Source organism: Austwickia chelonae NBRC 105200 (assembly GCF_000298175.1).
Classification (GTDB): domain Bacteria; phylum Actinomycetota; class Actinomycetes; order Actinomycetales; family Dermatophilaceae; genus Austwickia; species Austwickia chelonae.
In genome coordinates this window covers 1-22,368 of the sequence record NZ_BAGZ01000005.1, presented here as the reverse complement: position 1 = coordinate 22,368, position 22,368 = coordinate 1, and the positions used below count along the sequence as shown (strand labels likewise).

The following is a 22,368-nucleotide window of genomic DNA, read 5'->3' as shown; positions in this document are numbered from 1 at the left end:
TGTCCGACCGTAGGAAGTCGGTTCAGAGATAGAGCCCCGCGTCGGGGTCGCTCTCCGGGGTGGAGACGGCGTGGAGATCACGTTCCCGTAGGAGCACGTATTCTCGCCCGTCGAGTTCCACCGTGGCCCGTTCCGAAGGGTCGTACAGCACCCGGTCACCGAGACGCACCTGCCGGACGTTGGCCCCGACCGCGACGACAGCAGCCCAGGCCAGGCGTTTGCCCAGCTGAGCGGTGGCCGGGATGATCAGGCCACCACCGGTCTGCCGTTCGCCCTTCTCCCCTTCGTCGGAGAGCAGGACCCGGTCGTGCAACATGCGGATGGCGAGCCCGCCCTCGGAGACGGCCTGGCGACGCGGCGCGGCGTCGGTGGGACCGTCGGCGTCGGGCAGCTCGTCGTACGCCCCGTCGTCGGGAAGATCTGGGTCAGCCACGGGAGCGGCGCATGATGCCGATACCGACGAGGAGGATGACCGCAGCGGCCACGATGGCGACCCGTTCCATACGGAAGTCGCCCTTGGGGGTCATGAAGGTCTCCTGGAGTTTCGCGACCGTGGCGTCCTTCTGTCGCTGCGCGATGACACCCGGTTTGGCACGATAGGCCAGCTCGTCGATCGTGGTCGCCAAGCGGGTCCGAGTGGCTTCGATGTCCGCTTCGATCTGGTGCGGGTTGCGAGCTTCTTGGCTCATCTGTTGTCCTTTCCTGCGCGGCCCCGGCGGGCCGGTGGCGTCCTGAACTAACCTACCGTGGAACACGCCTCGTCGTAGCCCTCCAAGGAGCAACCCATGACCCGCCTGGAACCCGGTGAACTCGCCCCAGCCTGGACACTCACCAGCGACTCGGGGACGACGGTGAGTCTGGCCGATTACGCCGGGCGCACACTGATCATCTTCTTCTACCCGGCCGCGATGACACCGGGGTGCACCAAGCAGGCCTGCGACTTCCGGGACTCCCTGGAACCCCTGCGGGCCGCCGGGTACGAGATCGTCGGGATCTCCCCGGACAGCCCGGAGAAACTGGCAGCCTTCGTCGAGAAGGAATCGTTGACCTACCCGCTGTTGTCCGATCCGGACAAGGCCGTCCTGACCGCCTACGGCGCGTACGGGGAGAAGAAGCTCTACGGCAAGACGGTGACCGGGGTGATCCGCTCCACGGTCGTCATCGACGGTGAAGGCCGCATCAGCCTCGCACGGTACAACGTGAAAGCCACCGGGCATGTAGCCTCGCTTCGGAAAGGCTTGAAGGTCTGACCAGCACGGACGGCTGCCCGCGTGGTCGCACGCGCAGTCGTCCGGCGTGAAGTTCGGTGTCGCCGAAATGTCTCAGTGGGCCTGAATGCCTACTTCTCGTCGAACAGGCCGTAAACTTCACGCTTGCGCGGGAGTGGTGAAATTGGCAGACACGCAGGATTTAGGTTCCTGTGCCGTAAGGCGTGAGGGTTCGAGTCCCTTCTTCCGCACGCGGTGAGCGATGCAGGCGTTTCCTGTCCCGGTCTCCTGACAGTGGCCGATGGGTGCGCCTGCGTCGCTCTTCTTCGTGTCGGGGGCTTCTTCCTCGATTCCGGGAGAGTCGCGGTGAGATCGTCTGTGTCGGGCCGGGCTTCCGGTTCGGTGGAGATCGCTGGAAAGACGCTGGTGGTGGCGCGCTAACATCACCGCAACGCCTTGACCCCACCGCCACATCGCAGGTGACCATGCCCTGGACGACCGCCGTGTTGACGGCTTTCGCACTCACGTCCGTCGTGGTGTCCGTTCTGTGGGCCCGGTCCCGGAGAGAACTGACGGTCATCCGTGCCGAGAATCTCCGCTGGCGCGAGCTGGCCCAGCATCGGGCCGACCGGGTCGCGATGCTCAGCCACGAGGTACGCACCCCGCTGGCGTTGATCTCCGGGTCGACCGAACTGCTCACCGACGAGACCGCGGGACCGGTCAACGAACGCCAGCACCGACTGTTGAACACCATCGAGGTCAACAGCCGTCTCATGCAGGCGCTCGCCCAGGATCTGCTCACCGAAGCCCGTATCGACAGCGGCGACTTCGTCCTGCGCGCGCAGAAGGTCGATCTGCGCAGGGTCGTGCAGGACGCGGTGGACGATCTGCGTGGTCTGTACGACAACCGGATCGTCATCGACACTCCTGGTGCGCCGCCGGAGCTGTCCGGCGATCCTCAGCTGCTCCGGCAGGCCTTGGTCAATCTGATCACCAATGCTGTCCGTCACGGTGGCCCTGGGGCGACGGTGCACGTCCGTGCGCGTCGTACCGAGTCTGGGGTCTTGGTGACGGTTTCCGATGACGGCACCGGGATGGACGAGGCCCAGCAGGCGGCGCTCTTTCGGCGGACGATGGCCGGCAAGTCACCGACCGGGAACGGCCTGGGGATGATCATCACCCGGAAGATCGTGCAGTTGCATGACGGACGGTTGGTGATCGACACGGTCAGCGCCCACGGCACCCGCGTGATGATGTCCCTACCGAGGAGCAGCGATGAGAACTGATCGGGCCGTGAAGCAGCGGGTGCTCGTCGTCGACGACGAACCTCGGATGGCCGAGCTCGTCCAGTTCGCGCTCGAGGCGCAGGGGTTGGCGGTCGTCACGGCTCATGACGCGGTCGGCGCGTGGCGTGTGTTGTCCGAGGTGAGGGTTGATCTCGTCGTCTTGGACGTGATGCTTCCCGGGGAGTCCGGGGTGGATCTGTGCCGGCGGTTGCGGGCGGTGTCGGCGGTGCCGGTGATCCTGTTGACCGCCTTGGGTGACACCGAGGACCGGGTCGCCGGGTTGGAGGCCGGGGCGGACGACTATCTGACGAAGCCGTTCAGTCCGCGGGAGTTGGCCTTGCGGGTCTCGGCGGTGTTGCGTCGGATGGGTGGGGCGGGTGGTCCGCTCGGGCCGGTGGCGGTCTCGGGGCCGGCGCATCCGGCGGTGCGTGAGCTGGGCGTGTTGAAACTTGATGTCCATCAGCATCGTGCGTTCGTGGACGGGCGGGAGTTGCATCTGACGCCAGGTGAGTTCCGGTTGTTGTTGGCTCTCGGCGAGCGCCCGGGGGTGACCTTGCGTTGGGTGGAATTGGCTCAGGTGATCGGTCACGGTCCTGAGCATGTCGGTTGTTCGAGTGTCGTGAAGACGGCGATCTACCGGTTGCGTAGCAAGCTCGACACGGTGCCGGGTGCGCCGCAGATCGTGTCCGATCGCGGGTGTGGCTACCGGATCGTGGTGCTCAACTGAGCATGAGTCAGGTCGGCGAGGCATCGACGGAGTGAGGGTCACGGTTTCGTGACCGTTTGTGTCCGGGACGGTGACCTGACGTGTCGGAGGACTTCCTAATCTGACGGGACGACGTACACCCCTCGTTCTGCAGGAGACGCAATGACGCGCACCGCCCGGGTCGCCGCCACCGTCACCGCGGGCTGCCTCATCGGCCTCGCAGTGACCTCGTGTGCGGTGGACGAGAAGACTTTGGCCTCAGCTTCCGGCGGGGGGTCTGGAACCATCTCCGTGGCATGTGGCGCCATGGAGGACGTCTGCGCGGCTTGGACGAAGGCGTTCACCGCGAAGACCGGAGTTCCGGCGACCTTCGTACGGTTGTCGTCCGGGGAGACCGTCGCCCGGTTGGCGGCGGCCAAAACGGCACCGGAGTTCGACGTCTGGCACGGAGGACCGGCCGACGGTTACGGGGCTGCGCGGGAGCAGGGGCTCCTGGAGAAGTACGCCCCGCCGACGGCGGCGAAGATCCCCGAGAAGTACAAGGACCCGGAAGGGTACTGGCATGGCGTCTACCTCGGAGCGCTCGGGTTCTGTTCCAACAAGAAGGTCCTGGAGTCCCTCGGCCAGCCTGTTCCCCAGTCCTGGGAGGACCTGCTCTCCCCCAAGCTGAAGAAGCAGATCAGCACCGCCCACCCCTCGACCTCCGGGACAGCGTTCACCACACTGTGGACCCAGGTCGTCCGGCTCGGTGGGGAGGACGCCGGCCTGGACTACATGAAGAAGCTGCACAGCAACGTCCTGCAGTACACCAAGTCGGGAACCGCTCCCGGTCAGGCCGCCGGGCGGGGCGAGGCCGCGGTCGGCCTGGTCTTCAGCCACGACTGTGTCCTCTACAAGGAGAAAGGCATGAGCGACCTCGTCGTGTCCTTCCCCAAGGAGGGCACCGGGTACGAGGTCGGCGGCGTCGCCGTCGTCAAGGGTTCGAAGAATGCCGACGCGGCGAAGAAGTACGCCGAATGGGCGCTCACCGCCGAGGCCCAGGACATCGGGCCGACCGTGGGCTCCTACCAGGTGCACACCAATCCTGAGTCCAAGGAGGACCCCCGGATGGTGAAGCTCTCCGACGTGAACCTCATCGACTACGACTTCACCAAGGCGGCCAAGGCGAAGAAGCCACTGACTCAACGTTTCGACGCCGACGTCGCCGCACAGCCCAAGAGCTGAAGCCATGACGACCGTAGAAGCTCCGCCCTCGACCGCTGTCGACCCCGGGGCGCCGTCCGCGACGAAGCCGGGCAGCCGACGACGACGCCGGTTCGACACACCGACCGCTGTGGTGGTCACCGTCGTCGTCGCTCTGCTCGGGCTCATGATCGTCCACCCGTTGGTACAGATCTTCGCCAGCGCATTCAGCGCCGAAGGCGCCACCGTGTTGACCGGGCTGTTCACCAGCCCGGTCAACCGGGGCATCGTCCTGAACACCCTCGTGCTGGGCACCTTGGTGGGCGCCCTGGGCACCGGGATCGGTTTCCTGCTCGCCTACGTTCAGACCAGGGTCGACGTGCCGGGGAAACGTGCCCTGCATCTGCTCGCCCTGATGCCCATCGTGTCACCGCCCTTCGCGGTCGCCACCGCCGTGATCACCCTGTTCGGGCGACGCGGGATCATCACCCACGGCCTGTTCGGCGTCGAGTACGACCTGTACGGGCTGACCGGGCTGACCCTGGTCCTCGCGCTGTCCTTCTTCCCGGTCGCGTACATGAACTTCAAAGGGCTCCTGGAGGCCTTGGACCCCTCCTTGGACGAAGCCGCCGCGAATCTCGGTGCCAGCCGTTGGCGGATCTTCTGGACGGTCACTCTCCCCATGCTCGCGCCCGGTTTCGCGAGCAGTTTCCTGTTGCTCTTCGTCGAAGCGATCGCAGATCTGGCCAATCCCCTGGTCATCGGCGGTGACTACACCGTGCTCGCGTCGAGGGCCTTCATCGCCATCACCGGTGAGTACGACGTCCGCTCGGGTTCGGCGTACTCCCTGGCCCTGCTGGTCCCGGCCGTATTGGTCTTCCTGGTCCAGCGTTACTGGGTCGGGAAGAAATCGGTGGTGACCGTGACCGGCAAGCCCGCCGGACGACCCACCACAGTCGCCGGAGGAGCATCGAGGATCCTGCTCGGCGGGGCCGCCTGGGCGATCGCCTCCCTGGTCGCCCTGATCTACGCGACCGTCCTGGTGGGAGCGTTCGTGCAGATCCTCGGGGTGAACAACACCCCGACCCTGGACAACTTCCGCTACGTCCTCTCCGGGATCGGCAACAAATCCATCACCGACACCACACTGCTCGCCCTCATCGCCACCCCTCTGGCCGGGCTGCTCGGCATGGTGATCGCCTGGCTGGTCGTCCGTAAGCTCCGCCACGGCGCCGCCTGGCTGGACTTCCTGGGGATGCTCGGCCTGGCCGTCCCCGGCACCGTCGTCGGCATCGGCTACGCCATCGCCTTCAACCAGCCGCTCATCGCCGGAGGACGCATGTGGCTGCCTGCGCTCAGCGGCGGCGCGGCCCTGTTCGGCGGGTCGATCGCCATCGTCATGGTCTACGTCATCCGTTCCATGCCTTCCGGGCAGCGTTCCGGGGTCGCCGCCTTGCAGCAGATCGACCCGGCCATCGACGAAGCCTCGGCCTCCCTGGGCGCGGACTCGATCACCACCTTCCGCAAGGTCACCCTGCCGCTCATCCGGCCAGCACTGCTGTCCGGGCTGATCTACGCCTTCGCCCGGTCGATGACGACCCTGTCGCCGATCATCTTCATCACCACACCCCACACCCAGATCATGACCAAGCAGATCCTCTCGGAGGTGGACGCCGGCCGCTTCGGCAACGCCTTCGCCTTCTGCACCCTGCTCATCCTCATCGTCACCGGCGTGATGGCCCTGCTGAACCTCGCACTGCGTCGACGTTCCACCCCGTCCAGTGGATTGGGCGGCGGGCTGTGAAAACGGCTCCCGCCTCCGCACGTACCGAAGGAGAACCGGCCATCATGACCGCTACCGCCCCGACCACCCAGACCGTTTCGAAGGGCGAGGCGCGCACCGGGGTGATCCGGCTGTCCGCACTGGTGAAGACATTCCCCACCGCCGCCGGGGTCTTCGCCGCCGTCGACGGGGTCGACCTGCGCACCGAACCCGGGGAGTTCCTCACCCTCCTGGGGCCCTCCGGTTGCGGCAAGACCACCACCCTGCGCATGATCGCCGGATTCGAGACCCCGACCTCCGGGGAGATCACCCTCGACGACGAGGACATGCTGAGACTCACCCCCGACAAACGTCCCATGTCGATGGTCTTCCAGTCGTATGCGCTCTTCCCTCACCTGAGCGTGTACGACAATGTCGCCTACGGGCTGCGCCTGAAGAAGACGAACAAAGCCGTCCTCGCCGAACACGTCGAAGGCGCGCTGACCGCGATGGACCTGGTGCGGCTCGCCGACCGCGCACCGCATCAGCTCTCCGGCGGGCAGCAGCAACGAGTGGCCCTGGCCCGGGCCATGGTGATGCGTCCCAGGGTGCTCCTCTTCGACGAGCCGCTGTCCAATCTCGACGCCAAGCTGAGGGTCCAGATGCGCGCCGAGATCCGCAGCCTGCAGAAACGGATGGGGATCACCGCCATCTATGTCACCCACGACCAGGACGAGGCGATGAGCCTGTCCGACCGGATCGTGGTGATGAACCGCGGCCGGATCGAACAGATCGGCACCCCGGAGGAGATCTACCACCGGCCGGCGACAGTCTTCGTCGCCGATTTCATCGGTCAGGCGAATTTCTTCGACACCGAGACCCTGCACCTGGACGAGGGCCGCGCCGACGTGAACGTTCTCGGCCGTGCCCGGACGGTGTCCACGGCGTCGCGGGTCTCCCCGGCCGGCACCCAGACCTTGCTCGTCCGTCCCGAGTCGATCCGGGTGGAAGCCCTCACCTCCGGCTCGGAGTCCGCCGTGGAAGGCGACCGGGGGCGGGTGCTCTCCTCGGTGTTCTACGGGTCGACCGTGGAATACGAGATCGAGTCGGCGTCCGGGACGGTCGTCGCCGTGGACTCCGACCCCGACTACCACGGCATCCTCAAGCCCGGCGACCTCGTCCGGATCACCTTCGCCGACGACCGCGGCTGGCTGCTCCAGCGGGACTGACATCAACCGGGGTGGGCCGCGTCATCCCGGCGGCCCACCCGGAGGTTGCGGTCTTCACCGGGGCCTGTGGGGCAGCCGCTCCCTGAGATCGACGCTCAACGCCCCGAACGCCCTGCCACGATGGCTGATGGCATTCTTCTCCTCCGGAGACAGCTCCGCAGCGGTCCGAGTGTCTCCGTCGACCAGGAGGATCGGGTCGTATCCGAAACCGTTCTCACCGCGGGGAGAACGCGTCAACCTGCCGGGAAAACGCCCCTCCCGCACCACGACCTCGCATTTCTCGGGTTCTCCGCTGCCATCTGGGACGGCCAGGGCGGCTGCACAGACGAAGGCCGCCGACCGCTCCTGGTCCGGCACGTCACCGAGCTGAGCGAGCAACAGTTCCAGGTTGGCGCGGTCGTCACCGTGCCGCCCGGACCAGCGCGCGCTGAAGACCCCTGGAGAGCCGCCCAGGACGTCCACGGCCAATCCGGAGTCGTCCGCCAACGCCGGCAGGCCGGTCGCCGCGGCCACCGAGGTAGCCTTCAACGTCGCATTGGCTGCGAAAGTCACCCCCGTCTCGACCACGTCGGTCAGCTCGGGGAACTCGGAGACACCGATCAGTTCGTATCCCGTCTCGGCCAGTACGTCGGCGAGGATGACTCGCAGCTCGCGCACTTTGCCCTCGTTCCGGGTCGCCAGCACGATCCGACGGTCCTGCCTTGCGGCGGCGGCGATGTCACGCTGGTTCATCGGGAACGCTCCCGGGCCGGGGCCTCCAGGGCCGTCTGCTGGAGCTCGGTCAGCCTGGCACAACCCACCTCGGCCAGGGCCAGCAGCCCGTCGAGCAGTGCACGGTCGAAGGGTTCGCCCTCCGCAGTCCCCTGCACCTCCACGAACCGTCCGTCACCGGTCATGACGACATTCATGTCGGTGTCGGCGTCGACGTCCTCCACATAGTCCAGGTCGAGCACCGGTGCGCCTTTGACCACGCCGACGCTGACTGCGGCCACCGACCCGGTGAGTACTGTCGCGGACGAGCGGATCGCCCGGGATGCCTTCCCCGCTGCGATCGCGTCGGCGAGTGCGACATAGGCGCCGGTGATGGCGGCGGTGCGGGTGCCGCCGTCGGCCTGGAGGACGTCGCAGTCCAGGACTATGGTGTTCTCCCCCAGGGCTTTCATGTCGACGACGGCGCGGAGAGATCGTCCGACCAGCCGGGAGATCTCGTGGGTGCGTCCGCCGATCTTGCCCTTGACGGATTCACGGTCGTTACGGGTGTTGGTCGACCGGGGGAGCATCGCGTACTCGGCGGTGACCCAGCCTTTGCCCTGTCCTTTCAACCACCGTGGCACGCCTTCGGTGAAACTGGCGGCGCAGAGCACCCGGGTGCGGCCGAATTCCACCAGGACGCTGCCTTCGGCATGGTCGAGCCAGTTACGGGTGATGCGGATGTCGCGGAGCTGGTCTGCGGCGCGGCCGTCGTGTCGGGTCGTCATGGTCGAAACCCTATCGGGATCGGTGCCGGGTCGTTCTCGGGTCGCGGGTCAGGTGTCCTGCGCGCTTCCCCGGTAGACGCCGGTGACTTCCGGCCCGAGGAAACGTTTGGCGAGGTTCGCGAACTCGGCAGGGTCGCCGGTGGTGGTGAAGCGGTGTTCCGGAGTGGTGAGGGAGTCGGCGCGTAGTTCGCCGCGGTCGGCGAGGACTCGGTAGACGTCCTTCGCGGTCTCCTCCGCGGAGGAGACCAGGGTGACCAGGTCTCCGACGACATAGCTGATGACGCCGGTGAGCAGCGGGTAGTGGGTGCATCCCAGGATGAGGGTGTCGACGCCTGCCGCGACGACCGGGTCCAGGTATCCGTGGGCGACGGCGAGCAGGTCGTCGCCGCCGGTGATCCCTTGTTCCACGAATTCCACGAAACGTGGGCAGGGCTGGCTGAGGACGTCGATCTGGGGGGCTGCGGCGAAAGCGTCGGGGTAGGCGCGGCTCTGGTGTGTGCCCTGGGTGGAGATGACACCGACCTTCTGGTTGCGGGTCGCGGCGGCGGCTCGCCGGACGGCGGGGCGGATCACTTCGACGACGGGGACGTCGTAGCGTTCCCGGGCATCGTGCAGGACGGCTGCGCTGGCCGTATTACAGGCGATGACGAGGATCTTGACGCCGCGGTCGACCAGCCCGTCGAGGCATTCCAAGGCGTACTGGCGGGTCTGGGCGATGGGTCGCGGCCCGTAGGGTGCGCGTGCGGTGTCGCCGAAGTATTCGACGGCTTCGTGTGGGAGCTGGTCCAGGACCGCTCGTGCGACGGTCAGGCCGCCGTAGCCGGAGTCGAAGATACCGATCGGAGCGTCCACCACGACGACGACTATAGAGGGCGGCGGCGGGCGCTCTGTTCCCAGGTGTGTCTCAGGTCGGGTCGTCCAACGCTTGGATGAGCGCTTCGGAGAGGGATTCCTGTAGCCAGGTGAGGAAGTCGTAGATCATGACGAGTTCGGTGGTCTTCTCGTCGAGGGTGTCATCGGTGACGGCCTGTTCGAGCCGGTCGCCGTCGTCGTCGGTCCGCAGGTCCAGGCGGTCGCCCAGGACGAGACGGACGTCGGTGAGCGCGGTGACCAGGCTTTGCGCACCGTCCTGGTCGAGGAGAAGTTCGTCGGGATCCTCCGGGGTCGGGCCGTCGGCGGGAGCGGCGAGCAGAGCCATCGCAGTCTGCAGATTCGAGGCTTTGCGGTCGCGGAGGCCTGGAGCCACCATACGTCGGAATTCAGCTGCGGCGAGAGGGTCTTCCCGGTGTGCATCCGGGAGGAGCCGATCCAGTGCCGGGTCTCGTCCGGGGTCGTCCAGGTCGTCGTCGTGCAGATGCGGTGCGGAGCCGTCCAGGTCGGCGAGTCCGGCGCCGCGCATCAGGTCCTCGAAGTCGTCACCGGTGGTGGGGCGAGCGGGTCTGGACACCAGCCGGTGGACCTGCTCCATGAGGGAGATCAGCAGGGCGCGCTCGTCCTCGTCGAGACGGGCGGCGAAGCGTCCTTGTCGGAAGTGGAAGGCGTGGGCCATCTACTCGTCCTTCTGGTAGGTCGCCCAGAGTCCGTAACCCTGGAGCGCTTCGGTGTGCCGTTCCATCTGTTCACGTGGCCCGCTGGCGACGACGGCCCGGCCTTTGTGGTGCACGTCCAGCATCAGGGAGTGGGCTTTGGCCTGGGAGAATCCGAAATAGCTCCGGAAGACCCAGGTCACATAGCTCATCAGGTTGACCGGATCGTTCCAGACGATGGTCACCCAGGGCACGTCCACGTCCGTGGTGGCCTGTTCGAGCCGGAGCAGCTGGTCCGTGGGGGCAGTCGACACGGCACCACAATAGAGTGTGCCCGTGACCAGCACCGCACTCCTGACCGACCACTACGAGTTGACCATGTTGCAGGCCGCTCTTCATTCGGGCGCCGCGCATCGTCACAGCATCTTCGAGCTTTTCGGGCGGCGGCTGCCCGACGGGCGGCGCTACGGCGTGGTCGCAGGAGTGGGCAGGATGCTGAAGTCCTTGCGGGACTTCCGCTTTCAGGACGACGAACTGGAATTCCTGGCTGCGCGGAGAGTCGTCGACGCCGACACGGTCGATTTCCTCAGCGACTACGCCTTCACCGGGAACATGTGGGGTTATCGAGAAGGCGAGGTCTACTTCCCGGGTTCGCCCCTGCTCGTGGTCGAGGGCAGCTTCGCCGAAGCCTGCATCTTGGAAACCCTCCTGCTGTCGATCTACAACCACGACTGCGCGGTCGCTTCGGCGGCCTCCCGGATGGCGACCGCCGCCGGGGGCCGTCCACTGATCGAGATGGGCTCGCGGCGCACCCATGAGGAGGCCGCCGTGGCAGCAGCCCACGCCGCCTACGTGTGTGGTTTCTCCACGACCTCCAACCTGGAAGCAGCCCGCCGGTTCGGAATCCCCAGCGCAGGGACGTCAGCGCACAGTTTCACCCTCCTGCACGACAGCGAAGAAGCAGCCTTCCGAGCCCAGGTGGACAGTCTGGGCGCGTCGACGACCCTCTTGGTCGACACCTATGACGTCGTTCAAGCGGTGACCCGCGCGGTGGACATCGCCGGGCCGGAACTGGGAGCGGTGCGCATCGACTCCGGCGACCTGGTCACCCAGGCCTACGACGTCCGGGCCCTGCTCGACTCACTGGGCGCGACGACGACCCGGATCGTGGTCACCTCCGACCTGGACGAACATGCGATCGCTGCTCTGGCTGCAGCCCCGGTCGACGCCTACGGGGTCGGCACCTCCCTGGTCACCGGCTCGGGTCATCCCACTGCAGGGCTCGTCTACAAACTGGTCTCCCGAGCCGACGAGGACGGGAACCTGGTCGATGTCGCCAAACGCAGCAAGGACAAGTCCTCGGTGGGAGGACGCAAACATGCCCTGCGTCGCATCGGACCGTCCGGTGACGCCGAAGCCGAGGTGATCGGTATCGGTGAGGAGCCCCCGGCCCGCGACCACGACCGGCCGTTGCTCGTCGAGCTGGTCCGCGACGGTGAGATCGTCACCGACACCGATGCGGATACCGCCCGCGCCCACCACAAGAGGGCCTTGTCCGAATTGCCGGCCGGAGCGCGTCGCCTCTCTCGAGGCGAGCCCGTCATCCCTACGATCTTTCAGGACGACATCCGCTGACCCCTACGCCTCCAGGAGGAGAAATGACCGCGGACGACCGAGCGTTGATCGTCGTGGACGTGCAGAACGACTTCTGCGAAGGAGGGAGCCTGCCCGTTCCGGGAGGGGCCAAGGTCGCCGTCGACATCGCGGACTACCTCAGATGTCACTCCCCCGACTATATGGCGGTGGTGGCGACCGCCGACTGGCACGTGGACCCGGGCCCGCACTGGTCGGACCACCCTGATTTCGCTGAGAGCTGGCCCCGGCACTGCGCCGCCGACAGTCACGGTGCACAGTTCCATCCGGCGTGGGCCGACCAGGCTCAGAAGGTGGATGCGGTTTTCCGCAAGGGTGAGCGCAGCGCCGCTTACAGCGCCTTCGAAGGTGTCACCGCTGAGGACGGCCGAGAGATCGGCCTGCTCGACTGGCTGCAGGCGAACGGTGTTCAAGCGGTCGACGTCGCAGGTCTGGCGACGGACTACTGCGTTCGGGCCACCGCACTGGACGCCGTCACGGCGGGTCTTCCGGTACGTCTGCTGCTCGACCTGACCGCGGGAGTCGCCAAGGAGAGCACCATCCGGGCGCTGGCGGAGCTCCGTGAAGCGGGAGTGGAGCTCGCCGGGACGTTCACCGGCTGAGCCCGTGGCGGCCCAGCCGGTGAACAAGATCAGGCCAGGCCCAGTTTGCGGGCTTCGACCCATAGTTCGTCCCGTACCCGAGGGTGCGCGGCGCATTCGATGAGATTCGCGGCCTGACGTTTCTCCGAGCATCCGGCCATTTCGGCGACGCCGTTCTCGGTGATCACACAGGTGTGCTGGAAAGAGGTCACCGGCTCGTCCAACAGCGGGACGATGGTGGACACATCGGCCTTGGGATGCCAGCTGCGCAGCGCCATGATGGCCTGTCCGCTGGGGGCGTGCATCGCCCCGACGGTGAAGTCGGTCTGCCCGCCGAAGCCGGAGTGGATGCGGGCCTTGATCCGGGAAGCATTGGCCTGGTCGAGCAGGTCGATCTGGAGCGCGGTGTTGATGCTGACCATCGCGTGGTTCTGGCTGATCCGGCTCGGGGAGTTCACCGTCTCGGTCCGCAGTACCCTGACCCTGGGGTTGCGGTCGATCCACCGGTAGAGCTCAGCGGAGCCGTAGACGAAGGAAGCCGTGATCACCCGGGAGGTGTCCAAGGACCCGGCGTCGTCCAGGGCGAGTACCCCGTCGGAAAGCATCTCGGTCCAGATCCCCAGATTCCGGCGCTCTGCCAGGAAGGGCAGGGTCGCATCGGGGATCTCGCCGATGCCCAGCTGGAGGGTGGCTCCGTCGGCGACCCGTTCGGAGACCAGGGCGCCGATCGTCCGTGCGGAGGCCGCTCGGTCGATGGCGGCATCCGTACCCGCCGGGGCAGCGTGGTGGAGCGGCTCCAGAGGGATGTCCGACTCGACCAGGGCGTCGAAGATGTCGACCTCGTATTCGCCGTCGCCGAAGGTGTACGGCATCGACGGGTTGGTCTGAGCGATCAGGAGCGCGCCCCGGCTGCGCGCGGCCTCGAGGACCCCGCAGAGGATGTTGATCTCGCAGCCGAGGCTGACTTTGCCGTTACATGGCTCCGAGGTGTGGACGACCACGACGTCGACCGGGAGTTGTCCTTTGCGGAAGAGGTGGGGCACATGGCTCAACCGGGAAGGGTAGTAGTCGAGTCGTGGACTGCGACGCATCCCGGCGCCGACGAAGGCCGATTCGAGGGTCACGCCGTCTCTGTCAGGGATGCCGGGCGGGGCGTTGAGGATGAAGAGCCGGTATTCGTCGAGAGTCCCGTCGATGGCGCGTGCCATGGTCCAGGGGACGGCTCCGTTGCCGCTCATCACGATACGAGGGTTGGGTCCCCGCGACGCGACCAGCGCGCACGCTTGATCTGGTGTCATCGTTCGCACGACACCCACTGTGCCAAAGGCAGACGGTCCGACGCAGGAGGTCGCCGGGAACAGACCGCTTCGATCAGGACGGAGTCGTGGTGCTCGTCCGGGCGGGCTGTCTGGTGGTCGGTCGCGCCGGAGATCCCGGCCGGCCGGGGCCGCCGGGAGGTCTGGACGTACCGGTGGCGGACGGGGTCGGTGAGGAGGTCGTCGGAGTGGGCTTCGGCAGTGAACCCTCCGAGTCGGGAATCGCGACCTGCGACAGGATCAGCCGGGTGTATGCCTCTTTGCCCGGTTCGGCCAGGTGGATGCCGTCGGAGACGAACCAGCTGGGTTTGTTCTGGGCGTAGGTGTGCCAGTCCGCGATCGTGGCGTTGGCATAACCGGGGGTGATGGATCGGATCGACTGGATGGCTCGACGTTCCCAGCTCCGAGGCACCTTCGGAGTCACCACGATGACCGACCGGATGTGTTTCACCGAGTCCAGTGCGCGTTTCAGCTCTGCGTCGGGGATGATCCCGTTGTCACCGGTATGGATGACCAGGACGTCGGCCCGGATCTTCCCGGCCGCGGCGTCGGCGGACAGCTCCGGGAGGAGTTTCCAGCTGTGTTCGGCCACTTTGGCCCGGTTGTCGACCTTGCCGAAGAATTTCTGCAGTGCGCTCTGTGCCCCGGCGGGGACGGAATCGCCGTAGACCACCAGGGAGAGGTCGAGGCGAGGCGTCACCTGTTCAGGGCTCAGGCTCGGAGTGGGTTTGGACGGTGTCGGCGTCGAAGGTGCCACAGCAGTGGGCAGCTGCGGCTGGGGGACGTCGACCCGCGCCGGGATCGCGAAAGCCACGGCCATCCCGGCGACCAGCTGGATGACGGACAAGCGGAAGACGGGGAAAGTCCACCGCATGTTCCGCCAGGGGTTGCGCCAGCCGTGCAGACGCACCGGCTGCTCGATGAGCTGGTACGACAGCTCCGCCAGGACGAAGGTCAACACGAAGCGCAGGACCATCACCCGCGCACCGGTGAAGGGAAGGTCGAGGTCGGGCCGGGTGAAGGCGGCTACCGGCCAGTGCCACAGGTACAGACCGTAGGAACGTTGCCCGATGTAACGCAACAACGGGATGGAGAAGACCTCTTCGAGGATCCCCGGCCGGGAGACCACGGCCACCAGGAAGACCGTGATCACCGAAATGATCGGGAATCCGAAGCGGTACAGCGGAACCGAGAACTCGTCGATCAGGGTCACCGCGGAGACCAGCAGCCCGAGACAGAACACGCCGATACCGGTGTGCACCCGGGTGGCCGGTCGGATCGTCGGCATCAACGAACCGAAACCGGCACCGCCTCGGTGGAAGGCCAGCGCCGCCCCCAGTAGAAGCCCGATGGCGTGGCTGTCCGTGCCGAAGTACCACCGGCTGGGATCACCGGCGTCAGGCACCTTGGACATCGCCGAACCGAAACCCATGATCAGTGAGGAGATGACCGCCAGGGTGAGACTGACGATGGTCAGTACCTGACGCCGCGCCCGCTGCCGCGGGATGTTGTTCAGGACGAGGAGTACCAGCAGCGGCCAGACCACGTAGAACTGTTCCTCGACGGCAAGACTCCACAGATGCTGCAACACCGGTGGTCGTCCACTGGCCTCGAAGTAGGAACGTTGGTGGAAGATGTACCACCAGTTCGAGGTATAGGTGGCGGCGGCTCCGACGTCTCCGAAGAAGACACCCAGTTGGTCGCGTCCACCGATCAGCATCGCGACGGTGCAGGCCAGGATGAGCGCGAAGACGGCAGGGAAGAGTCTGCGCATCCGCGCGAGCCAGAACATCTTCAGGTCCGGGCCTTGTACTGCCCACCGGGACCACAGCTGGCTGCTGATCAGGTAACCCGACAGCACGAAGAAGATGTCGACCCCGAGAAATCCGCCGGTGGAGAAGGGAACGTGGAAGTGGTAGGCCAGGACGGCGAGCACCGCGAAAGCGCGCACACCGTCCAGACCGGTCAGATAGTGAGCCTTCTTGTCCCTTCGCGTACGGGTACGCGTCTCGACCTCTGAACCGACGATGCCTGTCCGCACTCCTGTCCCTTCATGACTGCTCGGGCAAGGGAAATCTTCACCCTGTACTGATGTCGAGCCTGTCACAACCCGTCTCGCTGCTGTGCGACCACCCCCGTGAAGCAGCTACGGAGAGTTAGGCCCCCGGGTATCGGCCGGTTCCCGGGCCGACGGGGCCGTGGGGTCGCTGGGGCAGTGGCCGACGTACGGTCATGACCACGTGGGTACCACCCAACACATCATGGATGGTGCAGCGTTTCCGGTCGATCAGGCCACGCCCGAAATCGAACAGGGTGAGAAAAAGCCCGACTCCCGACAAGAGCGGCGAGCCCGTCAGGAGCCGACCGACGACCTTCATCGCACTGCGACGTGAAATCATATCGAATGTCAGTGCCCCACCTGCACGGGAGACGACCTGGATGCCGAGCATCCTCCTGCCCAGGGTCGTCCCGAACTTACCGAGACCGACCAGCTCGTAGGTGAAGTACACGAGCACCACGACGACCCCGATGACATCGGTCAGTGCGAGCACGCCCTCGGAAGGCACCGGGAACTTCCCCCGACCCACGGACGCCTGCAATGTGGCTTTCGACCACGCGTCCACCTCCTCCCATCGGGTCGACAGAATCATCGCGGCCAGCGGCGAGGCCAACAGGGAACAGAGCACCCAGTCGGTCATGAAAGCCAGGATGCGACGCCACCAGGGCGCCAGGGAATACGACTGCGTCTGCTGTGCAGGCTGCATCTGTGCCGGGATGCTCTGCGGCGGCGGCACATACTGAGGAGCCACCGGCGGAGGCTGGTGGGCGGACGGTGGCTCAGGCGCCGACGGAGGTTGTGTCTGTTCCGAAGCCTGAACGGCGGTCGGTCGTGCAGGCACCGAGGTGGCGTCTTCTGTCGCGCCCGCCGTGTCACCTCCGGCAGCACCGGCGGACGTCGTGCTCTCCGGCGAGGAGGACTTCCCCGGAGGGACAGGCTGTTCTCCGCCCCAGTTGGAGCCGAAAGGCCAGAACTCCTGCCCGCCGGACTGTCCTGGTTTGCTTGCGGCGCCGACGTCGCCCGATGACGCGCTGTCGCCGCCGGATGTCGTCAACGGCCCGTCCGCCGGCCTGTCCGTGGGCGTGTCCACCGACGAAGCCGTCCCGGGCGTCACGTTGTCGGATGCCCCTGGTTCCTGCGGCGTCTCGGGGCTCCCTGCTGGCTCCGCCAGCTGGTCGGTCCACGCAGACCCGTCCCAATAGCGCAGGCGGCCGCTGTTCGCAGGGTCGTCGTACCAACCGGGAGGAGGAGAAACCATGAAGACATCCTGTCAGACCATCGGCCGAGTGCCTGCACCGGAAAGCCTCCAGGAGCGGCTGCCGTCGGATTACGCTCCTGAACATGATCAGTGGAGTGGACCAGCTCGATGCCCGGATCATCGATCTCTTCACCGAACAACCTCATATCGGGGTTCTCGGCGCCTCCAGAGCGCTGGGCATCGCCCGAGGCACGGTACAGGCCAGGCTGGACCGGCTCCAGGAACGCGGTGTCATCACCTCGATGGCCCCCACCGTCGACCCCCGGGCCCTGGGTTTCCCGGTGACCGCTTTCTGCAGCCTGCAGATACGACAGACTTCGGGACAGTCGACCGTCGTCCGGCATCTCTCGCAGATCCCCGAGGTCATCGAGACCCACACCATCACCGGGAGCTTCGACCTCTTCGTCAAGGCCGTCGCCCGGAGCAACCACGACCTGCAACGGGTGATCGACACCATCGTCGACCATGACGACGTGCAACGCGCCTCCACCCAGATCGCCCTGGCGACCCATATCGGCAGAAGGACCCTGCCCCTGGTCCATGCCGCCGCCGGGCGACACGGCAGCCACCCGGACCTCGCGGACGAACCTGTCGCGCCGGCCGGGAAACCGCGGACACCACCACGTTGACGGGACGGAATCGGCTCCGCTCCGGGAGCGGTCAGCCCCGGCCCACGAACCACTGCCTGATCAGAGCGATCCGCGCTGTGACCTGCTCGTGGGTGGCCTGGTCCAGGGTAGGGCCGCCACACTGACGGCGTAGGTCGGAGTGGACCACAGCGTGGGACCGTCCGCTCTTGCGCGCATAGGCGGCGACCAAGGAGTTCAGTTCCTTACGTGTCGCAGCCAGCGCACGATGTCCGGCCACCTGCGCCGTTTCCGAGGCAGGCCGTCGCCGGGCATGACGCCGCTGCTTCTCGGCCAGTAGACGCGCCACCTGATCCGGTTCCAGGAGCCCGGGCAGGCCCAGGAAGTCCTGCTCGTCGGCAGAACCCGCGTCGGAGACGAAACCGTACTGCTCGGCGTCGAAGAGCACGTGGTCGAACGAGGCATCAGACTCCAGGGCCTCGAAAGACAGCTGCTCGTCCCCGAGATCGGCGGTTTTCCGCGCCCGGTTGGCCTCGGCGAGGAGCTCTTCCTCGGGCGCCCACAGATCGTCGGCCCCGGGCGCTTTCGGCCGGTCAAGGGCGTGGTCACGTTCGTCCTCCAGCCTGGCCGCGTGCTCCAGGATGATCGGCACACTGGGCAGGAAGACACTCGCCGTCTCCCCTCGCCGTCTGGCCCGCACGAAACGACCGACGGCCTGCGCGAAGAACAACGGGGTCGAGGTCGAGGTCGCGTAGACCCCTACGGCCAGCCGCGGGACATCGACACCTTCGGACACCATCCGGACAGCGACCATCCACCGCTGCTCCCCGGCCGAGAAGTTCTCGATGCTCTGCGAAGCCTTGGGGTCGTCGGAGAGCACCACCGTCGGCGATTCACCTGTGATCTGCCGCAGAATGCCCGCATAAGCCCTCGCCTGGCTCTGGTTCGTCGCGATCACCAATGCCCCGGCATCGGGAACATGCCTGCGCACCTCGGTGAGCCGCCGGTCGGCAGCCGCCAACACCGAGGGGATCCACTCCCCCCGGGGATCCAATGCGGTCCGCCACGCATGAGCGATGAGATCCTTCGTCATCGGCTCCCCCAGCCGGGCCGCGACCTCGTCCCCGGCCTTGGTGCGCCAACGCATATTTCCGCTGTAGGCCAGGAAGATGACCGGCCTGACCACGCCGTCCGACAGGGCCTCGGCATATCCGTAGGTGTAATCACTGGCCGAGCGTCGGACGCCGTGTCCGTCCGGTTCATAGCGGACGAACGGGATGGGTGCGGTGTCCGACCTGAACGGGGTCCCGGTCAGCGCCAGCCGCCGGGTAGCCGGTTCGAAGGCCTCCCTGACGGCGTCACCCCAGGCTTTCGTGTCCCCGCCGTGGTGGATCTCGTCGAGGATCACCAGAGTGCGCCAGCGTTCGGTACGGGCACGGTGCAACAACGGCTTGGTGGCCACTCCGGCGTAGGTCAGAGCGACCCCCTGGAAGTCCGCGCTGGTGCCACCGGCGCCATTGGTGAAACCCGGGTCGATGTGGATACCCACCCTGGCTGCGGCATCCGCCCACTGGGTCTTCAGGTGCTCGGTCGGGGCCACGATGGTGACCTTCTGCACCACACCACGGTCCAGCAGTTCGGTCGCCACCCGCAGGGCGTAGGTCGTCTTGCCCGCACCCGGCGTGGCCACCGCCAGGAAGTCCCGGGGTTCCACCGCGAGATATCGATCGAGTGCCTCCGCCTGCCAGGCACGTAGTTTCGAGGCGGTGCCCCAGGCCGCACGTTTCGGGAATGCTGGGGACAGGTGAGAGGCAGCCGAGGTACTCATCGCCCCGACACGGTACCCGAACCGGCCGGGCTACAGCTGCACGCTTCGATGCATCACCGTGTCACCGACGACGACGCGCCATCTGTCGCGTGCTTGTCACGACCGATGGCAACCGGAGGGTTCCACCTGAATGTTCAGTCGTCGCCGTCCTGGGGCGCTCGCAGCCCTTCGTAGATCTCCTTGCAGACCGGGCACACCGGAAAACGCTGAGGGTCGCGCCCGGGCACCCACACCTTCCCGCACAGGGCGACCACGGGCTGTCCGGACAACGCGCTCTCCAGGATCTTCTCCTTACGCACGTAATGGGAGAAGCGCTCGTGATCACCTGGTTCGGACAGCTGATGCTCGACCGAGGTCTCTTCACGTTCGAGGACGCTGGTAGCCGTCGACGGCCCGAGCGGGCCACCCGGCCCGTAGGGGTCGAAGGGATCGTTCCCGGGTCCGGCAGGGGTCGACTGTGCGAACGGGGAGGTCATGCCGCCAGTGTAGTGGCGTCCCGTCACCGTGCTGCCCGTGGGCGGTGCGTGCTCAGTTCCACTCCGGCTCGTCCGGATAGTGGGTGACGAAGGCCAGGCGGCCTGGCTGGCGTCGTAGGACCGCCCGCCACAGCCCCCCTGGGTCGAGACAGAAGGCGTCTCCCGGTGTGGCGTCCACCACGTACCAGCTGCCCTCGTCGATCTCCTCTTCCAACTGCCCTTCGGACCATCCCGAGTAACCGGCGAAGATCCGCGTCCCGGCAGCGCCGGGCGAGACCGACCCCGGTGGAGCATCCAGATCGACGACCCCCACCGCACCGAACAGGAGATGGACGGCGGGCGGGCGGTCCCCGCCAGGTAGCCAGACCAGGCCCAGAGCCGTGTCCATGGAGACCGGCCCACCTTGGAAGAGCTCGCGAGGAGAGCAGACCTGCTCACCCCATCCAGGGAGAACACGGTCCACGTCCACCCCGATCGGTTTGTTCAGCAACAACCCGTGGGCCCCCGCGGTGTCGTGGTGCAGAAGCAGCACGACACCGCGACGGAACACCTGAGCCGTGATCTGCGGTGTGGCCACCAGCAACCGACCGGTCAGACTCGTCTCCACAGCGGCGAACTACCCCCGGTCGTATCCGTTCATGCGTTCGCCGCCCTCACGACGACGTCCGTTGTCACGCCCGCGGTAGCCCCCTCCTCGTCCGGGACGTCCCTGGCGAGGTCCGCCACGGAAGGAACGCTTAGGGCGGCCTTCCACGATCCGCTGGTAGGACTCCTCCGGAACCGGGATACCCGACGTGCGCCGGGCTCCGGTGGCCGCGAGCAGGGAGTCGTCCCCGGGTCCGACCTCGACCGGGGTGGCCTCAACCCCTGCGGTGCGCAACAGACGTTCCGTGGAGCGACGCTGGTGCGGCAGCGCCAGCGTCACCACGGCACCGCGCTCGCCGGCACGGGCAGTCCGACCGGCCCGGTGCAGGTAGTCCTTGTGGTCCCGTGGCGGGTCGACCTGGAGGACGACCGAGACCTCGTCGACGTGGATACCGCGAGCAGCCACGTCGGTGGCCACCAGGACGGGCATCCGGCCGTCCTTGAAGGCAGCCAGGACCCGGTTCCGGGCCCCCTGGTTCAGGCCGCCGTGCAGAGCAGCCGCCAGGACTCCCTGCTCCCGGATCTCCCGGGCAACCCGGTCCGCCCCGAGTTTGGTCCGCACGAAGACGATGGTCCGGCCTTCACGGTTCGCGACCTGAGCGGTCACGATCTTCTTGTGCTGAGGCTGGATCAAGAGCACGTGGTGGTCCATCGTGGTGACGCTGGCCGTGGGCTCGTCGGTGGAATGCACCGTGGGCTCGTTCAGGTAACGCTCGACCAGCTCGTCGATCCCGTTGTCGAGGGTCGCGGAGAACAACAGCCGCTGACCGCCGGCCGGGACCTGGTCGAGGATCGCGGTGACATCGGGCAGGAACCCCATGTCCGCCATGTGGTCTGCTTCGTCGAGCACGGCAATCGTGACTCCGTCGAGACGGACTGCGCCGCGGTCCAACAGGTCCATCAGACGCCCTGGGGTGGCGATCAGCAGATCGACGCCGCGTTCCAACGCTGCGATCTGGGAGGTGTAGGCGAGCCCGCCGGCGACGAGCTTATGACGCAGGCCGAGCACGTGCGCGATGGGCTCCAGTGCGTCGCTGACCTGCATGGCCAGCTCACGGGTGGGCACCAGCACCAGGGCGCGGGGACGTTTGGGCTCCGACGGCTCCCCCTGGGCGAGACGCGTCAAGGTCGGCAGACCGAAAGCCATGGTCTTACCGGAACCGGTCTGTCCGCGACCCAGGACGTCCTTGCCTGCCAGGGCATCGGGGATCGTCGCCGCCTGGATCGGGAAGGGCTGGGTGATACCGCCCCTGGCGAGACGACGTACCGCGGCATCGGGCAGCCCCAGGGCCGCGAACCCGTTGTCCTCGGCCACCGGTGCGTCCTCGACCGGGCCACGGTCGGCAAGTTGCTGCGGAGGGTTGTCCTGCCGACGCAGTTTCTCCACGTGGTGATCTGCGCGATGCCCGCGCTCGTATCCTCCTCGGGGTCGGTCTCCGCGGTGTTCACCACGGGCGGGGCGGAAGTCGGAGCGGTAGGAGCTGCGAGCCCCTCGCTCGGAGCGGTCCCGGTGTTCTCCGTCCCGACGCTCGAAACGCTCGGTCGACGGGCGGCCCCGACGATCATCACGATCCCGGTCACCGCGGTG

23 protein-coding genes and 1 tRNA gene are annotated in these 22,368 nt (G+C 66.8%); 10 read left to right on the top strand and 14 right to left on the bottom strand.

Translation table 11 applies throughout. The annotated features are described in order from the left end of the window. Window positions 1-22: 22 nt before the first annotated feature. Window positions 23-433, bottom strand: coding sequence for a GroES family chaperonin (locus AUCHE_RS03400; protein WP_006501872.1), 411 nt, complete (start codon window positions 431-433; stop codon window positions 23-25). After that, window positions 426-689 (bottom strand): DUF3618 domain-containing protein, encoded by a 264-nt coding sequence (locus tag AUCHE_RS03395; RefSeq protein WP_006501871.1) that lies wholly within the window; start codon window positions 687-689, stop codon window positions 426-428. The genes AUCHE_RS03400 and AUCHE_RS03395 overlap by 8 nt, the downstream gene beginning before the upstream one ends. A gap of 96 nt (window positions 690-785) precedes the next feature. Here AUCHE_RS03395 and bcp point away from each other — a divergent pair, with 96 nt between their 5' ends. From bcp to AUCHE_RS03360, 7 genes are all read left to right on the top strand, one after another. Continuing rightward, window positions 786-1,250, top strand: a complete 465-nt coding sequence (gene bcp / locus AUCHE_RS03390) for a thioredoxin-dependent thiol peroxidase (RefSeq protein ID WP_006501870.1) — start codon at window positions 786-788, stop codon at window positions 1,248-1,250. 127 nt (window positions 1,251-1,377) lie between these two features. Then, window positions 1,378-1,459: transfer RNA gene (locus tag AUCHE_RS03385), tRNA-Leu, on the top strand. A gap of 234 nt (window positions 1,460-1,693) precedes the next feature. Continuing rightward, a complete protein-coding gene (locus tag AUCHE_RS03380) occupies window positions 1,694-2,494 on the top strand; it encodes a sensor histidine kinase (RefSeq protein WP_006501869.1) in 801 nt (266 codons plus the stop codon). Further along, window positions 2,484-3,221, top strand: coding sequence for a response regulator transcription factor (locus AUCHE_RS03375; RefSeq protein ID WP_006501868.1), 738 nt, complete (start codon window positions 2,484-2,486; stop codon window positions 3,219-3,221). The genes AUCHE_RS03380 and AUCHE_RS03375 overlap by 11 nt, the downstream gene beginning before the upstream one ends. A gap of 141 nt (window positions 3,222-3,362) precedes the next feature. After that, window positions 3,363-4,424, top strand: a complete 1,062-nt coding sequence (locus tag AUCHE_RS03370) for an ABC transporter substrate-binding protein (protein ID WP_006501867.1) — start codon at window positions 3,363-3,365, stop codon at window positions 4,422-4,424. Between the two features lie 4 nt (window positions 4,425-4,428). After that, a complete protein-coding gene (locus tag AUCHE_RS03365; protein ID WP_040321402.1) occupies window positions 4,429-6,186 on the top strand; it encodes an ABC transporter permease in 1,758 nt (585 codons plus the stop codon). 44 nt (window positions 6,187-6,230) lie between these two features. Continuing rightward, entirely contained in the window at window positions 6,231-7,373 is a 1,143-nt protein-coding gene (locus AUCHE_RS03360) for an ABC transporter ATP-binding protein (protein ID WP_006501865.1), read from the top strand. Between the two features lie 54 nt (window positions 7,374-7,427). Here AUCHE_RS03360 and rdgB read toward each other — a convergent pair whose 3' ends face one another. Genes rdgB through clpS form a run of 5 tightly spaced genes read right to left on the bottom strand, consistent with a single transcriptional unit; the run spans window position 7,428 to window position 10,691 of the window. Then, window positions 7,428-8,105 (bottom strand): RdgB/HAM1 family non-canonical purine NTP pyrophosphatase, encoded by a 678-nt coding sequence (rdgB, locus tag AUCHE_RS03355; protein WP_006501864.1) that lies wholly within the window; start codon window positions 8,103-8,105, stop codon window positions 7,428-7,430. After that, window positions 8,102-8,851, bottom strand: coding sequence for a ribonuclease PH (gene rph, locus AUCHE_RS03350; protein ID WP_006501863.1), 750 nt, complete (start codon window positions 8,849-8,851; stop codon window positions 8,102-8,104). The genes rdgB and rph overlap by 4 nt, the downstream gene beginning before the upstream one ends. A gap of 48 nt (window positions 8,852-8,899) precedes the next feature. Further along, entirely contained in the window at window positions 8,900-9,706 is an 807-nt protein-coding gene (gene murI, locus AUCHE_RS03345) for a glutamate racemase (RefSeq protein ID WP_006501862.1), read from the bottom strand. A gap of 49 nt (window positions 9,707-9,755) precedes the next feature. After that, the gene (locus AUCHE_RS03340) at window positions 9,756-10,400 is read right to left on the bottom strand and encodes a DUF2017 family protein (protein WP_006501861.1); all 645 of its coding nucleotides are present in this window, start codon (window positions 10,398-10,400) and stop codon (window positions 9,756-9,758) included. Further along, on the bottom strand, window positions 10,401-10,691 hold the full coding sequence (gene clpS, locus AUCHE_RS03335) for an ATP-dependent Clp protease adapter ClpS (protein ID WP_040321504.1): 291 nt from the start codon (window positions 10,689-10,691) through the stop codon (window positions 10,401-10,403). Between the two features lie 64 nt (window positions 10,692-10,755). Here clpS and AUCHE_RS03330 point away from each other — a divergent pair, with 64 nt between their 5' ends. After that, window positions 10,756-12,012, top strand: coding sequence for a nicotinate phosphoribosyltransferase (locus AUCHE_RS03330; protein ID WP_052024815.1), 1,257 nt, complete (start codon window positions 10,756-10,758; stop codon window positions 12,010-12,012). Between the two features lie 23 nt (window positions 12,013-12,035). After that, window positions 12,036-12,632 (top strand): isochorismatase family protein, encoded by a 597-nt coding sequence (locus tag AUCHE_RS03325; RefSeq protein ID WP_006501858.1) that lies wholly within the window; start codon window positions 12,036-12,038, stop codon window positions 12,630-12,632. A gap of 29 nt (window positions 12,633-12,661) precedes the next feature. On the opposite strand, the gene AUCHE_RS03320 is transcribed toward AUCHE_RS03325, so the two are convergent. From AUCHE_RS03320 to AUCHE_RS03310, 3 genes are all read right to left on the bottom strand, one after another. Next, entirely contained in the window at window positions 12,662-13,849 is a 1,188-nt protein-coding gene (locus AUCHE_RS03320) for an acetyl-CoA hydrolase/transferase family protein (RefSeq protein ID WP_245706823.1), read from the bottom strand. Window positions 13,850-13,982: 133 nt separating this feature from the next. Then, a complete protein-coding gene (locus AUCHE_RS15480; protein WP_006501856.1) occupies window positions 13,983-15,968 on the bottom strand; it encodes an acyltransferase family protein in 1,986 nt (661 codons plus the stop codon). A gap of 115 nt (window positions 15,969-16,083) precedes the next feature. Continuing rightward, window positions 16,084-17,244 carry an RDD family protein gene (locus tag AUCHE_RS03310; RefSeq protein ID WP_006501855.1) on the bottom strand — a complete coding sequence of 387 codons (1,161 nt, stop codon included), beginning with the start codon at window positions 17,242-17,244 and terminating at the stop codon, window positions 16,084-16,086. Between the two features lie 83 nt (window positions 17,245-17,327). Here AUCHE_RS03310 and AUCHE_RS03305 point away from each other — a divergent pair, with 83 nt between their 5' ends. Beyond that, window positions 17,328-17,873, top strand: coding sequence for an Lrp/AsnC family transcriptional regulator (locus AUCHE_RS03305; protein ID WP_006501854.1), 546 nt, complete (start codon window positions 17,328-17,330; stop codon window positions 17,871-17,873). Between the two features lie 31 nt (window positions 17,874-17,904). On the opposite strand, the gene AUCHE_RS03300 is transcribed toward AUCHE_RS03305, so the two are convergent. The 4 genes from AUCHE_RS03300 to AUCHE_RS03285 form a co-directional block, all read right to left on the bottom strand. Then, window positions 17,905-19,659, bottom strand: coding sequence for a DEAD/DEAH box helicase (locus tag AUCHE_RS03300; RefSeq protein ID WP_006501853.1), 1,755 nt, complete (start codon window positions 19,657-19,659; stop codon window positions 17,905-17,907). A gap of 134 nt (window positions 19,660-19,793) precedes the next feature. Next, complete coding sequence (locus AUCHE_RS03295) at window positions 19,794-20,135, bottom strand: DUF3039 domain-containing protein (RefSeq protein WP_006501852.1); 342 nt, start codon at window positions 20,133-20,135, stop codon at window positions 19,794-19,796. A gap of 52 nt (window positions 20,136-20,187) precedes the next feature. Beyond that, window positions 20,188-20,742, bottom strand: a complete 555-nt coding sequence (locus AUCHE_RS03290) for a YqgE/AlgH family protein (RefSeq protein WP_006501851.1) — start codon at window positions 20,740-20,742, stop codon at window positions 20,188-20,190. A 9-nt stretch (window positions 20,743-20,751) separates the two neighbouring features. After that, window positions 20,752-22,368 (bottom strand): DEAD/DEAH box helicase (locus AUCHE_RS03285; protein WP_040321498.1); only part of this gene is annotated, 1,617 nt, incomplete at its 5' end.

Excerpts from the sequence above, each read along its gene's own strand:
- AUCHE_RS03320 (WP_245706823.1), bottom strand. The coding sequence starts at position 13,849 with ATGAGCGGCAACGGAGCCGTCCCCTGGACCATGGCACGCGCCATCGAC.
- AUCHE_RS03380 (WP_006501869.1), top strand. The coding sequence starts at position 1,694 with ATGCCCTGGACGACCGCCGTGTTGACGGCTTTCGCACTCACGTCCGTC.
- AUCHE_RS03330 (WP_052024815.1), top strand. The coding sequence starts at position 10,756 with ATGTTGCAGGCCGCTCTTCATTCGGGCGCCGCGCATCGTCACAGCATC.
- AUCHE_RS03325 (WP_006501858.1), top strand. The coding sequence starts at position 12,036 with ATGACCGCGGACGACCGAGCGTTGATCGTCGTGGACGTGCAGAACGAC.
- AUCHE_RS03340 (WP_006501861.1), bottom strand. The coding sequence starts at position 10,400 with ATGGCCCACGCCTTCCACTTCCGACAAGGACGCTTCGCCGCCCGTCTC.
- AUCHE_RS03295 (WP_006501852.1), bottom strand. The coding sequence starts at position 20,135 with ATGACCTCCCCGTTCGCACAGTCGACCCCTGCCGGACCCGGGAACGAT.
- AUCHE_RS03360 (WP_006501865.1), top strand. The coding sequence starts at position 6,231 with ATGACCGCTACCGCCCCGACCACCCAGACCGTTTCGAAGGGCGAGGCG.
- AUCHE_RS03365 (WP_040321402.1), top strand. The coding sequence starts at position 4,429 with ATGACGACCGTAGAAGCTCCGCCCTCGACCGCTGTCGACCCCGGGGCG.
- AUCHE_RS03370 (WP_006501867.1), top strand. The coding sequence starts at position 3,363 with ATGACGCGCACCGCCCGGGTCGCCGCCACCGTCACCGCGGGCTGCCTC.
- AUCHE_RS03310 (WP_006501855.1), bottom strand. The coding sequence starts at position 17,244 with ATGGTTTCTCCTCCTCCCGGTTGGTACGACGACCCTGCGAACAGCGGC.
- rph (WP_006501863.1), bottom strand. The coding sequence starts at position 8,851 with ATGACGACCCGACACGACGGCCGCGCCGCAGACCAGCTCCGCGACATC.
- AUCHE_RS03395 (WP_006501871.1), bottom strand. The coding sequence starts at position 689 with ATGAGCCAAGAAGCTCGCAACCCGCACCAGATCGAAGCGGACATCGAA.
- AUCHE_RS03305 (WP_006501854.1), top strand. The coding sequence starts at position 17,328 with ATGATCAGTGGAGTGGACCAGCTCGATGCCCGGATCATCGATCTCTTC.
- rdgB (WP_006501864.1), bottom strand. The coding sequence starts at position 8,105 with ATGAACCAGCGTGACATCGCCGCCGCCGCAAGGCAGGACCGTCGGATC.
- bcp (WP_006501870.1), top strand. The coding sequence starts at position 786 with ATGACCCGCCTGGAACCCGGTGAACTCGCCCCAGCCTGGACACTCACC.
- AUCHE_RS03300 (WP_006501853.1), bottom strand. The coding sequence starts at position 19,659 with ATGAGTACCTCGGCTGCCTCTCACCTGTCCCCAGCATTCCCGAAACGT.
- AUCHE_RS03375 (WP_006501868.1), top strand. The coding sequence starts at position 2,484 with ATGAGAACTGATCGGGCCGTGAAGCAGCGGGTGCTCGTCGTCGACGAC.